Annotated in this window: 20 protein-coding genes; 7 read left to right on the top strand and 13 right to left on the bottom strand. The window is 50.4% G+C overall.

Going from position 1 to position 15,172, the window contains the following annotated elements:
• The coding region (locus M5D89_RS14110) for an ATP-grasp domain-containing protein (protein ID WP_248886503.1) at window positions 1-652 on the bottom strand (652 nt) is incomplete at its 3' end.
• Window positions 653-718: 66 nt separating this feature from the next.
• On the bottom strand, window positions 719-985 hold the full coding sequence (locus tag M5D89_RS14105) for a hypothetical protein (RefSeq protein WP_248886502.1): 267 nt from the start codon (window positions 983-985) through the stop codon (window positions 719-721).
• 237 nt (window positions 986-1,222) lie between these two features.
• Here M5D89_RS14105 and M5D89_RS14535 point away from each other — a divergent pair, with 237 nt between their 5' ends.
• Both M5D89_RS14535 and M5D89_RS14095 read left to right on the top strand, forming a co-directional pair.
• Window positions 1,223-1,420: a transposase gene (locus M5D89_RS14535; RefSeq protein ID WP_346347746.1), complete on the top strand. Its 198-nt coding sequence runs from the start codon at window positions 1,223-1,225 to the stop codon at window positions 1,418-1,420.
• A gap of 42 nt (window positions 1,421-1,462) precedes the next feature.
• On the top strand, window positions 1,463-2,059 hold the full coding sequence (locus M5D89_RS14095) for an IS5 family transposase (protein WP_248886504.1): 597 nt from the start codon (window positions 1,463-1,465) through the stop codon (window positions 2,057-2,059).
• Window positions 2,060-2,310: 251 nt separating this feature from the next.
• On the opposite strand, the gene M5D89_RS14090 is transcribed toward M5D89_RS14095, so the two are convergent.
• From M5D89_RS14090 to relB, 3 genes are all read right to left on the bottom strand, one after another.
• Window positions 2,311-2,898 carry a DNA-binding protein gene (locus M5D89_RS14090; RefSeq protein ID WP_248886501.1) on the bottom strand — a complete coding sequence of 196 codons (588 nt, stop codon included), beginning with the start codon at window positions 2,896-2,898 and terminating at the stop codon, window positions 2,311-2,313.
• 254 nt (window positions 2,899-3,152) lie between these two features.
• Window positions 3,153-3,431 (bottom strand): type II toxin-antitoxin system RelE/ParE family toxin, encoded by a 279-nt coding sequence (locus tag M5D89_RS14085; protein ID WP_248886500.1) that lies wholly within the window; start codon window positions 3,429-3,431, stop codon window positions 3,153-3,155.
• Window positions 3,431-3,619 carry a type II toxin-antitoxin system RelB family antitoxin gene (relB, locus tag M5D89_RS14080; RefSeq protein WP_248886499.1) on the bottom strand — a complete coding sequence of 63 codons (189 nt, stop codon included), beginning with the start codon at window positions 3,617-3,619 and terminating at the stop codon, window positions 3,431-3,433. Before relB ends, M5D89_RS14085 begins: the two co-directional genes overlap by 1 nt.
• 256 nt (window positions 3,620-3,875) lie before the next feature.
• On the opposite strand from relB, the gene M5D89_RS14075 reads away from it, so the two are divergent.
• On the top strand, window positions 3,876-4,433 hold the full coding sequence (locus tag M5D89_RS14075; RefSeq protein WP_248886498.1) for a recombinase family protein: 558 nt from the start codon (window positions 3,876-3,878) through the stop codon (window positions 4,431-4,433).
• Between the two features lie 734 nt (window positions 4,434-5,167).
• On the opposite strand, the gene M5D89_RS14070 is transcribed toward M5D89_RS14075, so the two are convergent.
• From M5D89_RS14070 to M5D89_RS14035, 7 genes are all read right to left on the bottom strand, one after another.
• Window positions 5,168-6,139 (bottom strand): replication protein RepA, encoded by a 972-nt coding sequence (locus tag M5D89_RS14070; RefSeq protein WP_248886497.1) that lies wholly within the window; start codon window positions 6,137-6,139, stop codon window positions 5,168-5,170.
• A complete protein-coding gene (locus M5D89_RS14310; RefSeq protein WP_283103197.1) occupies window positions 6,136-6,402 on the bottom strand; it encodes a ribbon-helix-helix domain-containing protein in 267 nt (88 codons plus the stop codon). The genes M5D89_RS14070 and M5D89_RS14310 overlap by 4 nt, the downstream gene beginning before the upstream one ends.
• 40 nt (window positions 6,403-6,442) lie before the next feature.
• On the bottom strand, window positions 6,443-7,084 hold the full coding sequence (locus M5D89_RS14060; protein WP_248886495.1) for an AAA family ATPase: 642 nt from the start codon (window positions 7,082-7,084) through the stop codon (window positions 6,443-6,445).
• Window positions 7,085-7,461: 377 nt separating this feature from the next.
• Window positions 7,462-7,734: a type II toxin-antitoxin system RelE/ParE family toxin gene (locus M5D89_RS14050; protein WP_248886494.1), complete on the bottom strand. Its 273-nt coding sequence runs from the start codon at window positions 7,732-7,734 to the stop codon at window positions 7,462-7,464.
• On the bottom strand, window positions 7,734-7,994 hold the full coding sequence (locus M5D89_RS14045) for a type II toxin-antitoxin system RelB/DinJ family antitoxin (RefSeq protein ID WP_248886493.1): 261 nt from the start codon (window positions 7,992-7,994) through the stop codon (window positions 7,734-7,736). The genes M5D89_RS14050 and M5D89_RS14045 overlap by 1 nt, the downstream gene beginning before the upstream one ends.
• Before the next feature lie 56 nt (window positions 7,995-8,050).
• Entirely contained in the window at window positions 8,051-10,744 is a 2,694-nt protein-coding gene (traI, locus tag M5D89_RS14040) for a TraI/MobA(P) family conjugative relaxase (protein ID WP_248886492.1), read from the bottom strand.
• Entirely contained in the window at window positions 10,741-11,058 is a 318-nt protein-coding gene (locus M5D89_RS14035; protein ID WP_248886491.1) for a plasmid mobilization protein, read from the bottom strand. The genes traI and M5D89_RS14035 overlap by 4 nt, the downstream gene beginning before the upstream one ends.
• A 280-nt stretch (window positions 11,059-11,338) precedes the next feature.
• Between M5D89_RS14035 and M5D89_RS14030 the strand changes: the two genes are divergently transcribed.
• The 4 genes from M5D89_RS14030 (at window position 11,339) to M5D89_RS14015 (ending at window position 14,560) form a co-directional block, all read left to right on the top strand.
• Window positions 11,339-11,728, top strand: coding sequence for a hypothetical protein (locus tag M5D89_RS14030; protein ID WP_248886490.1), 390 nt, complete (start codon window positions 11,339-11,341; stop codon window positions 11,726-11,728).
• The gene (locus M5D89_RS14025) at window positions 11,725-12,393 is read left to right on the top strand and encodes a nucleotide-binding protein (RefSeq protein WP_248886489.1); all 669 of its coding nucleotides are present in this window, start codon (window positions 11,725-11,727) and stop codon (window positions 12,391-12,393) included. The genes M5D89_RS14030 and M5D89_RS14025 overlap by 4 nt, the downstream gene beginning before the upstream one ends.
• Entirely contained in the window at window positions 12,386-13,042 is a 657-nt protein-coding gene (locus M5D89_RS14020) for a hypothetical protein (RefSeq protein WP_248886488.1), read from the top strand. The genes M5D89_RS14025 and M5D89_RS14020 overlap by 8 nt, the downstream gene beginning before the upstream one ends.
• Window positions 13,043-13,270: 228 nt before the next feature.
• Window positions 13,271-14,560: an MFS transporter gene (locus M5D89_RS14015; protein ID WP_346347745.1), complete on the top strand. Its 1,290-nt coding sequence runs from the start codon at window positions 13,271-13,273 to the stop codon at window positions 14,558-14,560.
• Window positions 14,561-14,594: 34 nt separating this feature from the next.
• On the opposite strand, the gene M5D89_RS14010 is transcribed toward M5D89_RS14015, so the two are convergent.
• A partial coding sequence (locus tag M5D89_RS14010; RefSeq protein ID WP_248886486.1) for a hypothetical protein occupies window positions 14,595-15,172 on the bottom strand: 578 nt, incomplete at its 5' end.

The following is a 15,172-nucleotide window of genomic DNA, read 5'->3' as shown; positions in this document are numbered from 1 at the left end:
TTCCAAAAAAATCATTTTTTCCTAATATATACTCTTCAACAACTGCTACTATGATATGCGAATTGCAACATGAAAATGCTTCTACAGAAAAAAGTCGCCCTTGAATAAATTTCTCTATTAACATTTCTTTGGAGTAAAAAACAAAATTTTCTTCGTCATTTCTATTTTCAATTAGGTAAATCTCGTAACTCCCAAGCCCATTTCTTGGTTTAATAATAGCTGGATAACCATATTGAGCTATAAATGCATTGACAGATTCTTTACTTTTCACCTCTGCGCATGGAATAGAAGCCGCTTTTTCAATATCTCTTCTCATCATGAACTTATCTCTTGTGTATTTTATAGCTGACTCATTACCATATTTAAGTGATAAAAAATTATTAATACTACTCATTGCTTTTAAGCCGAAATCATAATTAGAGATCGCAAATTTTATTATTTTGCCACTTTTTTTAAAAATTGATATATTGTTTATTAGCATTTCTGTATCATTATAATTAATTAAAATCACATCGTCCACATTTCTTAACATTTCACTATTTATATTTTCCTTATGCTCAATAAGAAGAATTAAAAGACCAGAAAACCTTATTCGATCAACAATCTCGCTATCATAACCAATCAGAGCAATATATTGTTTTTCATTTACCATGTTAAAATGGGGGTCTTTGCCCCCAAATAAGTTAAAAACATAGTCAAATTTTCCACTTTCTGATAATTATGCAGCTGATGAAGTTTTCGATTCTCCGCTTGACGCCCGTTCTTTTGATGCTGCAAACCACTTGTGGATAATATCCTGATGTTGAGGATAAACATCGGCAAGCTGTTTAGCAGCAATTTCCCAACTTCCAGCTGCAATTAAATTATTCAGATTCTTCGCCAAATCTGGAGTAACAGGCAAAGTCATGTGCAACTCAACTTCACTCTTCTGACTTGGACGTGCCCAATCCGTTCCAACAAATGTGTTAACTACTTTGTATCCCATTTTATATCTCCTTAAATGCATAATACACGGGTAAAATAGGGCTGAGGAAACTAAAATAGCCCACTTACTAATATCATGTTTTTATAGGTTTGTCAACATCGTCATTAAGAGGGCGCATCGAATAGCCCATTAGTGTCACGAAGTTAGTAGAATGGCGTCGATTTAGAAAGATTGTCTTTGATGATTGCGCGGCGAACGACAGCAATAAACGACCTTCTGGCAGACCATTAGCAAGCAGTGAAGGCCGATGCCATCGAAAGGATTGTATCGCGTCACGCGCAACCCAAGAGTGGTCGCCCGCCGTACCCTGCAGATGTGATGGTGCGGATTCTGATCATCAAGCGTATGTATGGACTCTCCGACGAGCAGACCGAGTTTCAGGTTCTTGATCACCGCAGTTTCCTACGTTTCTGTGGACAGGTAACACTCAGCTAATATTCTCGATCACACCACGATCTGGAACCGCACGCAGGGCAAATCGTCGATGCCACCTTGGTACCTACGCACAAACGGCATTTCACGGGCGACGGCTCGGATTTCCGTGGGCAGAAGCGCAGTAATGATACCCACGCTTCCATCACGGACCCCGATTGCCGTCTCTACAAGAAGGCACCGGGGGATGCCTCGCGGCTGGCGTATCTGGGGCATGTGCTCATGGACAACCGCCATGGCTTGATTGCCGGAGAGCAGGTCACCACGGCGGATGGGACAGCAGAGGTGGATGCTGCGTTACAGCTCATGGATGAGCTGGGTGGAAGCCAACGGATCACCCTGGGCGCCGATAAGGGCTACGATCGTCATGGCTTCGTCCAGGACCTTCGTAATCGGAATGTCACCCCGCACGTGGCCCGTAAGTGCAAGGGATCCGCGGTAGATGGCCGCACTACCCGTCATGTCGGGTACAGCATCAGCATTCGTGTACGCAAGCGGATCGAGTCGATCTTTGGGTGGATGAAGACCGTGGGCGGGATGCGCAAAACGCGATTTCGTGGATTGGAACGGGTCGGGCTGCACTTCACCCTGGTGTCCACCGCCTACAATCTGGTGCGTATGGCACGACTGGGGGTGGCGTGATGGGGGTGCTGCGTCCAGAGTTCGGGAAACCGGGCAGATTGACCAAAAAAACCGCACAAAATCCGTCCAGAACTGCCTTCAGGCCGCGTTTTTCGAGAAAAATAGACGCCGAGTGGATTTTATCGATCGGTTTTTCAGCGGCCTGTTAAAACCATCGTTTTCTGAACACCCAGGTTTCTGAACAGATTCGGCTCCCTCGCGGGGTCGTTTCGCGTCCAGATTCCCATCTATCTTTCTGTGACCAACAAACCCTATTTCTTCGTCCGCGCTGGTTTCTCCTTCGTCTCATGGACCGGCTCCTCACTGGTCGGAGTCAACTTGGCCAGGAGTACGGCTATCTGCTCCTGACTCGCTTCGAGCTTTCCGCGCAGGCCTGCCGCTTCTTCTCGCACCTGGGACAATTCTCCCCGTAGGCAATCGGCTTCGTCCTTCGCCGCGGCCTCCGAGGCCTCCAGGGTGGCCACTTGTGCCTTGAGGCCTTCGAGTTCACCGTTCAGCCGATCCGCCAGCTCTACCGCTTCCGTTCGCTCGGCCTCGATCTCCTCGCGAACCTTCTCCAAGGCCTCCCGCTCTGCTGCCAGACGGGTGTTGGCCAAGTCCGAAGCAACCCGCCAAATCTCACCGCCAACCTCCCGCAGTTTGTCCTGTACCACCTGGGGGATCGGCTCCCGTACCGGGGCGCCCTGCACCGCCTGGCGGGCCTTCCACTCGTTCAGAATCGGGGAAATCGTGGTGTAGCTGCCGCCGGTCTTCTTGCGGATACCCTCCAGGGTCGGACGCTCACCGGCGGCAACCAGCGCATCCGCCGCCGCAAAGATCTCTTCTCGGGAAATGGCCATCGGAAACCCCTCAAATGTAGTAGGTAATATGTAGTATTGTACTACTACTATTTATTATTACAATCCCCCCCACGCACATCCCCTGCTGGATCCTCGAACGGCAGGCACCACAACACCGAGGCCTGCACCAGGGCATCCACAGTCCAAGTATTTATTACACCATCTTTTCACGGGCCGGCCGCGGGGGGTGTGTCTGCAAGCGAAGCGCGCAGGGCCGAAAGCAAGGCTTTTAGATGCAGCCCAAAGCGAGGAAACTAGGGAAACTCTCGACGGGCATGCACTACGTTCACGATCTCAATGCAGGTGGACGTGACACGATAGAGCACGAGGTAATTGGGATGCGCGACGATTTCACGCAAGCCAGGCACGCGGTCACTCATGCGGTACAGGTAGGGATGTTCAGACAGCGGCAACACGCAGGAGCGCAAGCGTTCCCACAGCCGTTCGGCTGCGCGTACATCGTGCTGCCCGATGTATTCTGTGATGGCGGCCAGATCGGCATCCGCAGACTCCAGCCAGAAGATGGGCAGCATCAGGACACTTTGCGAAGCCTGAGTTTTGCCAACCGCTCGGCCATGCGCCGCTCGACCTCGTCGTGTGGAATCCCTGGACGCGGATCGGCCATACTGGCGGCAGTCTTGGCCTGCAGCCAGGCCGTGTAACTGGCCTCCTGCTCGGGAGTCTCAAACTCGGAAATGATGGAAGGCAACTCGGCATCCATTTTGGGTACTCCTGTCAATCGCGCGGCCCTTAGGTTGATACTAGACATTTTGCCGGTCGCGGAAAACCGGAAGAGATCTCACGCCGGTGTCAAGACCAGGGTTGCGCCTCTCACAACCGGTGGTTTTTGAGAAAGCGGTCCCAGCATCCTGACCACAGCCGAAGTTCAAAGGCTGGGCATTCTCAAAAATCGTTCTTGCAATGGCGCTCTCGATTTAGTACCTTGGCAATGAGTATCGAGAATCTCAGGAGTCCCCATGCTGATTGGCTATGCCCGAGTATCCACCCAGGAGCAAAACCTGGAGCTACAGCGGGAAGCCCTATGCAAGGCCGGCTGCGAAAAAATCCTGGAGGATCGAATCAGCGGTGCCCGGGCCGAACGCCCAGGCCTGGAAAAGGCCCTGGAGCTGCTGCGCGCGGGAGATACCCTCGTCGTCTGGAAGCTCGACCGTCTGGGCCGCAGCGTGCGGAACCTAATCGATCTGGTTGGCAGTCTGGAAGCCCGTGGGGTGCAGTTTAGGAGCCTGACCGACGCCATTGACACCGGGACGCCCTCGGGACGGTTTTTCTTTCACGTCATGGCCAGCCTGGCCGAAATGGAGCGGGACCTGATCCGGGAGCGCACCCGCGCAGGCCTGGAAGCCGCCCGCAAGCTGGGTCGGGTGCCTGGCAGAAAGCGGCTGATGACCGAGAGCAAGGTAACCTCTGCCAAGAAGCTGCTGGCCAGCGGGATTCCACCAAGGGAAGTGGCCAAGAATCTCGGGGTATCCGTCCCGACGCTGTACCGCTGGCTACCGGCCTCCGAACGCGCTTAGCGGGGAGAAATTTGCGGGTTTCCAAAGTGGCCCGGAAAAGATCGAGACAAGGATGCTGACCAAACAGCCACGCCAAGGCCGCAAACTTGCCCCAGGATCGATTTTCTTGACTGTAGTGGCAGGGTAGTACCGCCCAGGCTAAAAAGACGCAAAATCAGGCCGTTTCTGGCCGCTTGTTTTGGAACATGGGGAAAAGTGAAAATCCCATCATACGCTAGGCCTTTTTCCCACAGGATCGCCCACAGCTTTTGGGGATAACTCACCGCATCGAGGAAGGAGCAAGATGTACAGGAAAGCGATACCGACTACCCTCGCTTTGTTAAGATTTAGGGGGGAGCCGCTGCCGTAGGCAGTGGGGGGCGAAGTCCCCCAGAGGGGTCGACGCCGCGAGGGAGCGGAGCGACCGAGGACAGGGGAGACGGCACGTCTCCCGCGGCGAATACCCCGCGCTCGACCCGACAACATCGGGGCTCCGAGCGCTCCTTTGGCCCGAAAAGCAGCTATCGCCGGAGTTATTCACAGAAAGTGGTTGCCAACTACAGGATTATCTATCGGTTTTCTTAACGGTTTTACCTATCGGTTTAGGGGGGGGGCGATTTAACGATTTTGGGGGGGGCGATTTAACGAGAAAAGAGGGGGGGTAGGGGGGGCGATTTAACGATTTTGGGGGGGGCGATTTAACGTGGATAACTTCCTGAATTCACAGCCTTGTCCACATCCTTTGTGAGATTCGGTCAGTCGTCCCGCTGGGGAATCGGTGGGGGAGATGACATCAGCATCAGGCCTCCGGGGACAAACTTCACCTTGGCCTTTGGATAGACAGCAAGAGCCGCCTTGGTCGCTGGAACAAATTCTTTCTTGAAATTCTTATCTGGATCTTTTCCTTTATACTCTTGGGCAAACTGCTCCCGCAGGCCTTTCCAATGAAGGATTAATGGGCGACCATCAATGCGATACAGCCGATGCGCAAGCCACGTGTAAACATCGAGAGCAAGAGCTGATCCCTTCAAGGCCAACAATGCTCGGTTATCAAGTGGAACGCCGTTTTCTTTTATTTGCTGAAAGTAACTCTCAGAAAGCATCATGACGCCCGGCCAAAAGGCTTTTTGCTGATGCCCTTTATCAGCCACCCAAGCATCAAATTGTTCTACCGGCTGCCCATTGTAGGTGCGTCCCATATAGCCAATCTGCAATCTACAAGCAGCTAACGCATGCATCTGTTTCCGCAGAGTTGCATAGCGTGCGCCTTGGTCGTCCATACCCATGATACGTAGAAACTCAGCGGCACTATCGCCAATGTGAATTTCTCGTGTGTTATGTTTTTTTGCATACGTAGATACCCAAGTCAGTGCCAACCTAGGCATCGCTCCGTAAGGAACTGGCTGTAAGACAGGCCCCTTCCCCTCGTCTAAGACACCTGCTTGCACATTTACCCATGCCGATCCAGATTGACGCAGAAACTCACGACCTTCCACCTTCGATCTGGGTAACCCAACTTGGCAGAGAACAGCATGAGTAAATGACATGTCATCTCCGCTCGGCGGAGACATAGCAATTCTAGCACTCGCTTCAACCAAGTTTGAGTCACGCTTACTGCTTTTCCCCCTGGGAGATGCCTCTTTTCCTGAGACAGGTGTCTCAGTCGATGTTTGCGTCCTCGGATCAAGGTTGAGCAGCTCATTCACAACTGTTCCGACTTTTTTCATGGCACGTTTTTGCCGAGCCCATCAATGATGAGACCATGCTCAACAGCACGGTATACCGCCATGTTGATGATAGCGGCTCGTGACTGTCCCAACTCCGCCGCCAGCTCGTCTACCTTTTGCAGTAGCATTGGCGAAATCGTCAGGCTAATTTGTTGTTTGTTCCCCTTCCGAACACCACGCGGACGCTGTGCGTCTGGAGCACCAGAAATGAAAGCATCAGCAGACGTTGATTGATCTTTTGGCTTCGGTCTTGTGATTGCCATCGCAGCACCTCATGAATATCAAAAAGATATTATCTTAATATTAAAACAATGCTTCTACAAGTGCTGTTATTTCATCGGCTGCTTTTTTGTCTGTAGGTCTGATTTCAAGCACGGACAATCCAGCTCCAGCTGCATTGGCAAACGCTTTTCGACGACGGATGGGTATCGGCAAGTATTGGAATTGAGGAACATCCGCAACGGCGGCGGCAGCCTCAGTATTATCAGTCGAATTCTCACCAGGGTCAGCGCAGTTCAGCACCGCAACAGCCCGTAAACCATCACGCACACTACGTGCCTCGTCCACCAGCACTGCGATGTCATTGAGCGCCCAGACATCGTAGCTTCGCGGTTGGAAAGGAACCAAGAGGACATCAGAGAGAACCAGTGCCGCGCGCAATGCGGTCGAGTCGCGCCCACCAGCGTCAATTACAATATCGTCAAACTTGGTTGCTTGATGCTGCACTTGCGAACGCAGCATTGATCCATCTGGATATGATGCACAGGCAATGCTTGGTTCGCTACCGGACTCGGCCCTGATATTGATGGCGGTTTGTGCGGTACCCTGACGATCACCGTCTATGAGCCATACGTCCCGCCCCTGCAAAGCACGGGCAATGGCAAGATTGACAGCTAAAGTCGTTTTGCCTACGCCCCCCTTGGTATTTCCTATTGTCAAGATCATAATACACCTTTTTTAATATTAAAAAACTACATTTACAATGTTTTTTCATTTCATGTCAATAGTAAGACGCCAACCAAAAGCCCTATACCACCCAGAGACTGCGTCACGGCCATGAGGGCATAGGGCATCTAGGCGGGCGCGGGGAGGGGTGTTCCTTGTGCCGGCTTTCCCCGTTGCGTGGCACGGCATCAAGGCAGATTCAGGATCTTTCCCGGCAAGATAAACTACACGCCCAGTGTTACTTTGGGGCCAAGCCCAAAAGATCGCCGCCAGGAACCCTACAAGCGACCGCCATGGCTGCTTGCAACGCCCAAAAACTCTTTCCCGTCGAGCTAGGGGCCACCAAGCTGTTCTCCACGATTTTCCCCATACTGCCCTCATTCATCGAACAAGTCCGCATGCCGTCCGGTGCGCTCGAAACGCACCACGTCGCCGGAAACCTTATAGATCAACAACCAATCTAGATCGATGTGGGCATCCCGAAAGCCAATCCAACCGCCTTTCAGGGGGTGGTCAAGATAAGCCGCGGGCAACGGCTTCCCCTCGATGGGCAAGCCCAGCAACTTCTTGAGCTTATCCATGTCTTTTCCACGTTTCTGCGCCTGCTTCACATCGCGCTTGAACTGCCCGGAATACTCGGGATGTCGCATCAGATGCCCAACTGCTTGAACAGATCCTCAGCGTCCTTGGCGTGGTGGACATCTTCTCCGCGTTCACTTCTCTCCAGAGTGGCCGCTGTCAGCGCGTTGGGTACGCGCATCTCAAATGGCAATGCCTTCTCTTTGGCAATCTTGGTCAGTGCAATGCGCACCACGTCGGAAACAGTCAATCCCATTTCAGCCAGCACGGCGGCAGCTTCGTTTTTCAGCGATTCATCAATTCGTGCCCGGACAAATGCGTTTGCAGCCATGATCTCCTACCTCCAAATCAATCGATTTGGATTGTAGCTCAATCGAAGTACAACAACTAGCGGCTCATACCAGGCGACCTGACGCGCTCGATCTCCTGCACCTTAACGGGCTCTTTTTGCTGCTGTGGCTGCCGACCTTCCAGTTTCAGCCACTGCTGCCGGTACTTCTCCAGTTCGGCGGCTTGCCGGTCGCCGGCGACGCTGTAGGCATAACGCGCAGTGCGCTGGGCATAGTCGTCCCAGTCCCGGCCCTCTTCCTTTTCGCGGATGCCGGGGGCACATTGGCGAATCGCTCCCTCGATGGCGCTTTGCGCAAAACCCGTGACGCGCATGCGCACGGCAATCATGGAATCCACGCGAGAGAGATCCAGGCCTCCGCCTCTTTGTCGCTTGACCACATCTCGGTAATGCCGCTGATAGGCCATTACAGCCTCGTTAGAGGCCCTAGAATCGATTTTGAGAGCGTCAGGCTGTACTTCCCTATCCCCGACCGCTGCTCGTTCCAAGGCCTTCTGCGCCCGCTCCTGTGCCTGCCGTTGATAGTCGGCGTCGATCTGCCGGGCAAGCTCCAGCGTCTTGGCACATTCACAACGCTCGGCCTTGAGCAACCGCACTTCGGGATAGCTGCCGTCCTCCCGCTGATGCTTGGGCTTGCGGTTCTCAAAACCCGGCGCTCGATGGGGGTGAATGGCGCCCGACAGTTTCGGATCGCCGTACTCCCGGTTCAAGGCCTCGCTCAAGCGATTGCCCACGTCCCTGTCATGGGGCGTCCCCAGCTTCGGCACGGTGATGATGGCCTGGTAGTTGCCCGGGCTGGACTCCAGTACGACAGCGGGCCGGTAGCCGTCATGAATCAGCCGCTCCAATTTCTCCCGGTCCATGTCATCGATGAGGATGTGGTGTTTCTTGTCCGATAACGGCGTGTAGTACAAATTTTCGCCGCGACGTTGGAGACGAAGCATCTCCGGCATCCGTTGCGCAATCTCCTCCGAGGTGAATCCCCGCGTCACGCCATCCTTTTTGTCGAGAATGAAGGTCTGCTTCTTGCCGTCCGGGTACATCTTGATGGATGTAACACGATAACGCTCCGCGCCAACGGCTTCGGCATAGCGCTCGAACTGCTTGAGCTGCTCCGCTTTCATCGCCTGCGCCCTCTCTTCCTGTATCCGCTGCCGCTCCTGTTGGATGCGTTCCTGCAACTCTGGATTGGTGATCTTGAAACCATGTTCAGCTGCCAACTTCACGCACATGGCCTTGTATTCGTCATTTCCCGTTACGGTGAAACTCCCCCACTTCTGGGCCGAGAGCTGCAATGCCGCAAGTACACTATCGCGGTTGCGCCAGTCGTAAATGTCAATACGCTTGCCCTGATCCACAAAAGACACACCCCCGCGCCCGCCGCCCCGATCTTCTTTGGGGCGGTAATACACCTGTGTCCCCACAATTTCCGCCTGAAAGTCCCGAATATCCCGCACCGTCGGCGGTTCGTCTCGGTCGCCCTCGATGCGTTGCGGTTCTGCTGCGCGATACCGCCATTGTTCGGCCAAATCAGGACGTTGTTGTATCTGTAACCATCGCTCAAAATCTGGATAGGGACGAAACCGTTTTCTCCACTGCTCGCGTTCTTTCTGATGTTTCTCCCGTAACGCAATCTTCTCTGCCGCCTGTTCCGAGGCAATCACGCTGCGCATGGCATTGAGCACTTCGCCTTTGCCCTTCCAGTTGCCGCGCAGAAGTTCGTCGCGCCGGGCCTTCTGCTGTTCTCGTAATTGATTACGTTCCCGCTCTTGTTGTCGATCCATTCTGATCTTTTCGGCACTCTTCTGCTCATAGTGAGCCTTTCGTCCCGTAATATATTCCTTCCACCCCGGCACATCTTTGATCGGCTCTGGTTCCCGCTGTGCTACCGGCTGCCGCTGCGGTGCAGGCTGGTATTCACCTAGCCGCTTCTGCATCTTGGCAAGACTGGCGTTACGGTCTACGTCACTCGCCTTGACACCAATGTCACCAACGAACACCGTCGCCCCACTACCGATCTTTTCGTAGCGCATCCCCTTTTCGGCAAGCTCTCGGTGCAACTGCTCCCAGCTTTGCGCTTGCTTGAGGATCTGCGCGGCTTCCTCGATGGCAATCCGCACGGCAGATTTCTCACCCGTGCGGTGTTCCATGTCCCGCCGTTTCTGGGCGGGCTGGCGTGGCCTGTCTGGTTCCCGATGTTCCCGCCCAAGTTCACCATTCTCCAACACCTGATACCGGGCATTTTGCTCTGGTTGCCAACCCTGGGCGTGCTCGATGCGGGCAATGGCTCGATGCGCCGCCTCAATATCAAATCCCTTGTTGACCTCGATCACCTTGAGCGTCTCTGGATGCACACGGTTGATGGCCAAATGCAGATGGATATTGTCGGTATCCTTATGTAACGCATAGATGACCTGATGATCAGAGAGGACCAGCTCATCGAGAAAAATGCTGACGGCCTCCTCTACCTGCTCCGGGCTGGGCTGTTCGCCTTCCGGCCAACTCAGGATGTAATGGTTGACGGGATTTCGGCTCCGTACAGACTCGGATGCCAGAGAAAGCATCTCTTCCCGCTGGGCAGCATGAGACGCACCAAAGAATCCACGCCCGTTAGCGTACAGCACCTTCTCCGCGGGATTCCGGTTGTGAGGTTCGCGTATGTAGTCCACCAAAGCGCGAATACTCGCCGCCTTGTTCTTCGCTTTATAGCTCCTGATCTTCTTGACGATCATGAGGCACGCTCCGCACTCAACTGTTCGATGTACCGTTTGAGGGCGGTCAGCGCTGCGGCGGTTTCCTGGCTATACGCCCCTTGGCTCTCGTTGTGCAGATGCTTGAGGAGACCACCAATCCGTCGCAACTCCTTGATCATCACGGCATCCGCATGGGCAATCAGCGGACGGCCAAAGTAACGCCTGCGGACCAACTCCGACATGCTCACGCCCGCGAGGTCGGCATCCTCTTTCAGTCGGGCCTTTTCCGCCGCCGTCAAGCGAACATTGACCACGGCATCCAATGGCTCTGGTCCTTGCTGTGCAAATGGCATCCACACCTCCAATACTCCCCATGTCTGGGACAGCAAAGCGATAGCGCCGCGCTGGCCGGGGTCAAGGGGCTTGCCCCTTGCAGGATGATCCGGACTGTGAGAAGCGTAGCGCCGAACGGTCTTGGCGTGACTTGGCAGACACAGGCTCCGCATATGTATGACAAGTCCCATCCTGTTTTACGATTTGTCAGTATGAAAATAGTCTAATTCTTGCACTATTGCAAGCCATCATGGCCAGGATTATCCTACAGATAGGAACGACCGAATGAAGGGATCAGGAATGTACGACATTGAGGAATATGCCAAAAAAGCAAAGGCAGCACTAAGCAGGCTGGAACAGACACAAAAGCCGGGAGAACTTTCCGGCAAGGGAAACAAGTCAGACGTGATCATGGCGATCAAGAGCGACATTCAAAAGCTTCTGGAGAAAGGATACACGAGCAAGCAGATCGCTACCGCCCTCAAGGAAGGGGATGTGTTCGGTATCCTGCCAAAGACGATCACAGAAATCGTGCAAGGAAAGAAAGCACAATCGCAGAAAGCAAAAGTGGCAAGGAAGAAGAAAACAGAAACAAAGACAAACACTGACAGCAAAAACAGTCTAAATGCACAACAGAAAAGCACTAGCAACGCATCTTTTGAAGTGAAGCCAGACACGGAGGATCTATGAACAAGATTTTCATGGTCGGTGGCGGGAAAGGCGGTGTAGGAAAATCCACCGTCTCCATGGCACTGGTAGATTCTCTGCTCGAACGGGGTGAGCAAGTCCTCCTGGTGGAAAGCGATGACAGTAATCCCGATACCTACAAGGCACTCAGCGGTATCGTTCCCTGTGAGATCTGCAACATGGATACCGAGGAAGGATACATCAAGCTTGGTGGAATCATAGAGGCAAACAGCCAACACTGTATCGTGATAAATACCGCAGCAAGGGCAACCGCAGGATTGGTAAAGCATGGCGGAATCCTCATTGACGTGGCAAAGGAAATGAACAGAGAAGTGATCATGCTCTGGCCAATCAATCGCCAACGGGATAGCCTGGAACTACTCCATGAGTTTATCAGAAACACCAAAGGGTATAGTGCAACATACGTCATCATCAACACCTACTTCGGGGAGGCAAAAAAGTTTCTACGGTTCAACGAAAGCAAACTGAAAACAAAAGTAACAGGGGCAATAGAGTTTCCAGAACTCAACGACCTGGTGGCAGACAAGATCGTGGATGAACGCCTTGCCCTGAGTAACGCCGATCAAAAGTTGAAGATCGCCGAACGATCTGCGCTGCGAAGATACAGAGAAGCGGCGCATGCCGCATTTGAGGTACTCTATGGCTGACCTAAGAGAGGCAATCAAACAAATAACTGGTAATGAACCAACTCCGGAACAGATACACAGAATCCAGGCAATTGCCCATGCCCTGGACATACCACAAGGGGACGCCATGTTCCCCATCCTCGTCACCATCGACATATACTACGGAACGTTCACGGAACTGCCGCAACGAATGAAAGAAACCGCTGACGAGATTGCAAGAAACGCCGAAATCGCTGCGAAAGGAAGAATCGCCGCTGCCAGCGCAGAACTGGTATCCTCAACTGGAGAGAAATTGGTCAATGCCTTCCGCAACGATCTGGGTAAGACCTTATGGTCAAGGTCCATCTGGGCTGGATTAGTACTCCTGGTCGTTGGAATCGGATCTTACGCTGCCGGAGAAGTGGATGTCTGGTGGCATTCCCGAGATCTACGACAAGTGGAGAGCAAGCTCAAGCGCCTCAAAGCAGAAGAAGCAGCTATCAGCACTCGTATTGATGGAATAGTTCAAAATTGCCCAGCTAATGATGGTATCCAAGCAGGACCTTGCGTACCAATCGATGTGGCAGCCAACGTCGCCAACAACTTTGACTACATAACACAAAACGGAAAAACGGTTTATTACGGACGCTTGGATGTGGAAGCCATCGAGCGGGACGAGACAGGTAAATGAACGACAGCCCTGCGCGCTTCGCTTGCAGACACACCCCCCGCGGGCCCGCCCCCAAAAAACACTTCACCATGCGCACTCTGTTCACGTATTCTACCAAGAACAAGCCCATACCAAGAGGAGGATGCATGAACATGAGCACAGCTAGACAGATTGAAAAGCTGGCTCTGTGTCCTTGGGACTTAACAAGTGTCCTGCAGGATAGAGGTTGCCAAAAGCGGAACATGGACAATGCAGGCTTGTCGCTTTATTTGTCGCATAGGCGTCAACTTATGCTACCGACTATCCACCCCTGCTCACGGTGAACTACACCATCATGAAACCAAAACTACAAAAATGAAAAACGTTAACGTAAAACTTTTGGTTTCAAGCAATTTTATATCCAGACTAGGAAGCAGTATGTCAAATATTGCATTTATATTTGGCATATTATCAGTAACATCAAGCAAGATTGATCTTGGTTTAGCTTTTACATGCAAAACACTACCATTCATATTTTTCCTTTTATATGGAACAGCAATGAGTGGAAAAACAAAAAAGATAACTATAATAATTAGATCAGAAGTTGCTCGCGGGGTTTCACAGTTAATTATCGGTTACACTATTTTTTCAGGATCATATAATCAATATTTGGTGTTACTTTCATTTTTCGTTTTTGGTGTTGGAGAAGCTTTCTTCTTACCATCAGCAAGCGCATTGGTACCATTAATAGCAAGAAAAGATGATATAAAATCTGTAAATTCATACATTGGAATTTATTCTTCTATCGCGAGAATATCAGGGCCTTTAATTGCGGGGTTACTAATAGAATATTTTAACCCAGGATTGATAATAATAATTGATGGTTTTACATATTTTTTGAGCTCTTCATTATATTCCATGATGCATGTAGATAGCGATATAGAAAGAAAAGATTCAACCTCATCAAATTTTTTATCTAAGGTAAGGCATCCAATTAGAATAATTAGATCTAGCGAATGGCTTAAATATGTTTTAATTCAGCTTTCAGTACTGAATATACTTGCTTTTGCTCCCTTTACAATTCTTGGTCCTTCGACTTTTCTTGGAAGAACAAATGGACCACTTACTTGGGGAAGCGTTATAGCTTTCAGCGGTATTGGCTCCCTAATTGGAAGCCTGGTGATAAAAAGATTTACAATTAATAGACCTGTAGCATTTCTCGAATTATTTATCTTATTGCTATCAGTTCCGTTAATAATAATTTCATTTTCATCAACTATTCCGTTGTATATAGTGGCAGGGATAATTTATGGTATGGCAATAACTGTAATTGACCTTTATTTAGATATCTCTATACAAAGAACAGTCCGTAATGACATGGTTGCACAGGTAACATCTCTTTTTATATTCTCATCAGTAGCAATGTCTCCCATTGGCTTTTTGCTATCTGGATATATTGGATCTTATTTAGGAATAAGAAATATGTTGATTTCATCTTCTGCAATAATAATTATTTATTCTGCTTCTATGATTATAAAATTTTATAAGGTTAAGGAATAAACTTTCACTCTGAAAATATAAGATTTTCAATGATTCAAATTTTTAAACTTATCCCGGTCTCAACATCTATGATGATCGATCCGATAACATTATTTACCGTATCGTAAGCTTCTTCTATCGTCTTACCAATAGCGGTAACAGAACCATATCTGTCTTGCGACGACCTAAGCAATGGTACAGCGTCGCCGACGGAAAGGTTTAATTCTAAGCTTATAATATTTTTATGCATTTTAAATTTATTTATACCGGCTATAAACTTTATAATTCCAGGATTAAAAGAGAAGTATTTTTTAACTATTTTTGTGCTGTATTTTCTTTTGTAAATAATAGGATCATTAAAACATTTTCCATCAATTAAATAATCTAACCAAACTTCATATAAGTCAATCCCGGTAACAAAATTAATAAGGTCAGCAATACCTCCTCCAGCCATCCTACAATGTGACTCAACTAAAAACACATCTCCGTTGGAATCAAGTATAACTTCAGTATGTGTCGGGCCAGAATGAACATCTAATTGCACCAATAAAGAGTAAACAAAATTTGCTATTTTTTCTAAGGTAAAATCACTTATATTTGGCTGAAAAGAATAACCGTTTTTTAAAAAAAAGT

Source organism: Acidithiobacillus acidisediminis, assembly GCF_023277115.1.
GTDB lineage: Bacteria > Pseudomonadota > Gammaproteobacteria > Acidithiobacillales > Acidithiobacillaceae > Igneacidithiobacillus > Igneacidithiobacillus acidisediminis.
The sequence above is the reverse complement of the archived record's forward strand: the minus strand, read 5'-3'. Positions and strand labels throughout refer to the sequence as shown.

Bases quoted from the DNA above. Each gene is read 5' to 3' on its own strand.
- M5D89_RS14105 (WP_248886502.1), bottom strand. From the start codon at position 985: ATGGGATACAAAGTAGTTAACACATTTGTTGGAACGGATTGGGCACGT.
- M5D89_RS14090 (WP_248886501.1), bottom strand. From the start codon at position 2,898: ATGGCCATTTCCCGAGAAGAGATCTTTGCGGCGGCGGATGCGCTGGTT.
- M5D89_RS14085 (WP_248886500.1), bottom strand. From the start codon at position 3,431: ATGCTGCCCATCTTCTGGCTGGAGTCTGCGGATGCCGATCTGGCCGCC.
- relB (WP_248886499.1), bottom strand. From the start codon at position 3,619: ATGGATGCCGAGTTGCCTTCCATCATTTCCGAGTTTGAGACTCCCGAG.
- M5D89_RS14075 (WP_248886498.1), top strand. From the start codon at position 3,876: ATGCTGATTGGCTATGCCCGAGTATCCACCCAGGAGCAAAACCTGGAG.
- M5D89_RS14070 (WP_248886497.1), bottom strand. From the start codon at position 6,139: ATGAAAAAAGTCGGAACAGTTGTGAATGAGCTGCTCAACCTTGATCCG.
- M5D89_RS14310 (WP_283103197.1), bottom strand. From the start codon at position 6,402: ATGGCAATCACAAGACCGAAGCCAAAAGATCAATCAACGTCTGCTGAT.
- M5D89_RS14060 (WP_248886495.1), bottom strand. From the start codon at position 7,084: ATGATCTTGACAATAGGAAATACCAAGGGGGGCGTAGGCAAAACGACT.
- M5D89_RS14050 (WP_248886494.1), bottom strand. From the start codon at position 7,734: ATGCGACATCCCGAGTATTCCGGGCAGTTCAAGCGCGATGTGAAGCAG.
- M5D89_RS14045 (WP_248886493.1), bottom strand. From the start codon at position 7,994: ATGGCTGCAAACGCATTTGTCCGGGCACGAATTGATGAATCGCTGAAA.
- traI (WP_248886492.1), bottom strand. From the start codon at position 10,744: ATGATCGTCAAGAAGATCAGGAGCTATAAAGCGAAGAACAAGGCGGCG.
- M5D89_RS14035 (WP_248886491.1), bottom strand. From the start codon at position 11,058: ATGCCATTTGCACAGCAAGGACCAGAGCCATTGGATGCCGTGGTCAAT.
- M5D89_RS14030 (WP_248886490.1), top strand. From the start codon at position 11,339: ATGTACGACATTGAGGAATATGCCAAAAAAGCAAAGGCAGCACTAAGC.
- M5D89_RS14025 (WP_248886489.1), top strand. From the start codon at position 11,725: ATGAACAAGATTTTCATGGTCGGTGGCGGGAAAGGCGGTGTAGGAAAA.
- M5D89_RS14020 (WP_248886488.1), top strand. From the start codon at position 12,386: ATGGCTGACCTAAGAGAGGCAATCAAACAAATAACTGGTAATGAACCA.
- M5D89_RS14015 (WP_346347745.1), top strand. From the start codon at position 13,271: ATGCAGGCTTGTCGCTTTATTTGTCGCATAGGCGTCAACTTATGCTAC.